Here is a 4,051-nt window from a genome sequence, read left to right as displayed (position 1 = left end):
GTTTTCCGTTGCAAGTATCTGGGAAATAGCAATCAAAGTAGCCAATGGAAAATTGCCGCTACCAGAACCCATTGATACCTACATTGATAGCCGCATAGCATTGTTGGATATGCGAATTCTAGAAATTAAAGCAGGTCATGTGTTACGCGCCGCTGCTTTACCATTATATCATAAAGATCCCTTTGATCGCCTCTTAATTGCTCAGGCCCCCCTGGAGGATATGACCCTGTTGAGTGCCGATATAATGTTTAGAAAATACAGAGATATTTCTCTGATTTGGGCTGCCAGGTAGCCCCGTTACTCAGAAACGACAGAAACCGGGTTTCTTAATTGAGAAACCCGGTTTTTACGCCCAATTTGGGTGGAGATTCAAAGGGAAAAAAACCGGTTTCTGGACTGGGGATAAAAAGCCGATCGCAGACTATAGCCTGACCCGTGATAAAATCAGAGGGTTCTTCCTGGATGCCGAATTGTGATGACTCATGCCACTGCGATCGCTGCTATTCCTGAACCGGGACAGCTTGTAGAAGTTCGAGCTCGCCGGTTTGCGGTGACAGAGGTTCATACCTCTACCCTTCCCCAAGATAGAGTCCGATCGCCATTCCATAACCCGCAGCATCTCGTCAGTCTCTCTTCGGTAGAAGATGATGCCTTGGGGGAAGAATTGCAGGTGATTTGGGAGTTGGAAGTCGGGGCGATCGTCTATGAGAAAATGGAATTGCCCTACCCTAGCGGATTCGATACTCCCGAACGATTGGCAGCCTTTTTAGATGCGGTGCGGTGGGGGGCTTCTTCTAGTGCGGATGTTCGTTCAGTGCAGTCGCCGTTTAGAAGTGGGATTGATATTGAAGATTACCAGTTAGATCCGGTGATTCGGGCGATTCAAATGCCTCGGGTGAATCTGTTAATTGCTGATGATGTGGGATTGGGGAAAACCATTGAGGCGGGGTTGGTGGCGCAGGAGTTGATTTTGCGGCAGCGATCGCGACGGATTTTGATTGTCTGTCCTTCGGCGTTGCAGGTGCAGTGGCAAGAACAAATGCGGGATAAATTTGGGTTGGATTTCCGCATTGTTAACAGCGATTTGATGCGAACATTGCGTAGAAGTAGAGGATTACATATTAATCCCTGGCAGCATTTTCCCCGCTTGATTACCTCAATTGATTTTCTGAAACGCGATCGCCCCCTGCGGTTGATGCGCGAAGCTTTACCCGCTGAGGGAGAATCGGTATATCCCCGGCGCTTTGATTTGCTGATTGTGGATGAAGCGCACAATATCGCCCCGTCTGGTGGGGGTCGCTATGCGGTGGATTCTCAACGAACCACGGCGATTCGGTTATTGGTGCCGCATTTTGAGCATAAATTATTTCTGACGGCTACTCCTCACAATGGCTATTTAGAAAGTTTTACCGCCTTATTAGAGTTACTCGACTCCCAACGATTTGCCCGAGGAATTACACCGGACCGCAATCAGTTACAGTTGGTGATGGTTCGGCGTCTAAAGCGAGAACTTCCGCCTCGCTGGGATGGCACGCCTCGGTTTGCACAACGGCAATTAGCCGCGATTCCGGTGGATTATTCTGAGGCCGAAAAACACGCGAATCAGTTATTAAATGATTATACCATAAAACGGCGTAAAGAGGCAAAAGATAAAATAGAATTATATGCCACAGAGTTTGTTTTGAAGTTGTTGAAAAAGCGGTTATTTTCTTGTCCTGCTGCTTTTTTAAGTACCTTACAACAGCATCAAATTTCCCTGGAAAGTGCCCAGCGCCAGAGTCGGCAGAATCTGGGAAAAACGAATGCGGGAATTTTACGACGGCAGTTAGAGGAAATGGAGGAAGAGTTTGCCGATGATGCTTTATATGAGGAGTCAACCGAGGATGCGATCGTGACAACAACTCGGTTATTTAGAACACTGACTTCTCGGGAACGGGAAATCCTCAATGAACTACAAACTTGGGCCGAAACTGCCTCCCGTCGCCCGGATTCTAAAGCCCAGGAATTGTTGAATTGGATTGGAACTCAGATTCGACCCAATGGCAAGTGGTCCACCCAACGGGTGATTATTTTTACCGAATATCGGGCGACTCAAAAATGGTTGCATGACTTGTTAGCGGGGGAAGGATTGGCGTCAGGCGATCGCCTGATGACCCTCTATGGGGGGATGAATTCCGAAGACCGAGAACGCATTAAAGCCGCATTTCAAGCAGGGCCAGATGTATCGGATGTGCGGATTTTATTGGCTACCGATGCCGCATCGGAAGGGTTAGATTTACAAAACCATTGTGCAAATTTAATTCATTATGAAATCCCCTGGAATCCTAACCGAATGGAACAGCGCAATGGTCGAATCGATCGCCACGGACAGAAAGCGCCCCAAGTGATGATTTATCATTTTGTCGGCAAAAGCTATCAAGAACAAACAACCACGGGCATTCGTCCCGGGGATTTGGAGGGGGATTTAGAATTTTTGATGCGGGCGGCTTTAAAAATTAACAATATTCGCGAAGATTTAGGGAAAGTTGGGCCAGTGATTGCTCAACAAGTCGAGGAAGCGATGTTAGGTCAACGGGTGATTTTAGATACAGCATTTGCAGAAAAAACCTCGGAACCTGTGCGCCAAATGTTGAAATTTGAGCGGAAAGTGCGGGAGCAAATTGAGGCATTAAAAGAGCAGTTTGAGGAGACTCGCACCAATTTAAGACTGACTCCGGGTAATATTGAAGCGGTGGTTAAAATTGGGTTAGAAATTGCCCAACAAGCGCCGTTAATTCCTGTTCGTAGTGACTCCTTAAGGAGTCATCCCCAAGATTTCACCCCTGAAAAGGTTACTACGAACCTTTATTATTTGCCTGCCTTGAGTGGAAGTTGGGCTGCTTGTACGGCAGGTTTAGCCCATCCCCACACCGGAGAAATTCGGCCCATTGCCTTTGACCCAGATGTGACAAGGGGACGGGATGATGTGGTATTGGTTCATTTGAATCATCGCCTAGTTCAGATGTGTTTGAGACTATTGAGGGCGGAAGTTTGGTCTCGGGAAAGTAATAAGAATTTACATCGGGTAACGGTGAAAGTTTTGCCTTCTCATGCCAGTGAATTTCCAGTAGTGGTTGCTTATGGGCGGTTAGTGATTTTAGGCGGAGACTCTCAACGGTTGCATGAGGAAATGATTGTGGCGGGGGGTGTGATTCAAGAGGGGAAGTTTAAAAAATTAGGGGTGTTGAAACTTCAGGAATATATAGAAATAGCGACAGCGGAAGCGGTTCCTGAGACCCTGATTCAAAAATTAGTGGAACTCTGGCCGAATTATGCAGACTCCTTGTTAAAACAGTTGGAAAATCGGATGGCCGATCGCACTGCATCGTTAGAAAAAGCATTGCAGGAACGGTGTGATTATGAAGTTGCCGATATCACGGCGATTCTCACGGAGTTAAAAACCAGTATTGAGAAAGAGTTAGCGGAACCGGAGTTTATGCAATTAAAACTGAAGCTAGATTTAAGTGACGGCGAACGCCATCAATTTGACCGAGATATCCAGAGTTTGCAAAGACGGTTAGCAGAAATTCCCCTAGAAATTGAACGGGAAACTACAGCAGTTCGCCAACGATTTGCACAACCCAGTCCCCGGTTATTTCCTCTGGCGATTACCTATTTGGTTCCTAAAAAGTTGATTTAGATAAGCTATCTGTAGGCAATGTCCACTTATTTGTAGCATTGCGCCCCTAGCCCTGTCAATGTATATTTGTAGGGGCGCAATGCACAGGCCCTCTTTATCTTTATCACTTTGATAGACGGGGCGCAAGATCTTACAAGAGTAGGTTTTTACGTTTATGGTGATTCGCCGTACTATTAACTTCACCTCCGGTCCCCTCCCCTTGGCAAGGGGAGGGTTAGGGTGGGGTCTCCTCATGACGTGGCGATCGCCACGTCATGCACTCACTGGATGCGATCGCCACTATGACTCTCCACCCACGGATTCCTTGTGACGTGCGATCGCACTGACGGAGGACCCCACCCTAACCCGGACCTTGGTAAGGTCCGGGGACCG

Annotated in this window: 3 protein-coding genes; all 3 read left to right on the top strand. The window is 47.4% G+C overall.

Translation table 11 applies throughout. From position 1 onward, the window contains the following. On the top strand, nt 1–292 hold a 292-nt coding region (locus J0895_RS18655), incomplete at its 5' end, for a type II toxin-antitoxin system VapC family toxin (protein ID WP_207089510.1). Between the two features lie 183 nt (nt 293–475). Further along, nucleotides 476–3,679 (top strand): DISARM system SNF2-like helicase DrmD, encoded by a 3,204-nt coding sequence (gene drmD, locus J0895_RS18650; protein ID WP_207089509.1) that lies wholly within the window; start codon nt 476–478, stop codon nt 3,677–3,679. A 154-nt stretch (nt 3,680–3,833) separates the two neighbouring features. Next, entirely contained in the window at nt 3,834–3,989 is a 156-nt protein-coding gene (locus J0895_RS18645) for a hypothetical protein (RefSeq protein WP_207089508.1), read from the top strand. Nucleotides 3,990–4,051 lie beyond the last annotated feature (62 nt).

The organism is Phormidium pseudopriestleyi FRX01, assembly GCF_017313335.1.
GTDB lineage: Bacteria > Cyanobacteriota > Cyanobacteriia > Cyanobacteriales > Laspinemataceae > Laspinema > Laspinema pseudopriestleyi.
The sequence above is the reverse complement of the archived record's forward strand: the minus strand, read 5'-3'. Positions and strand labels throughout refer to the sequence as shown.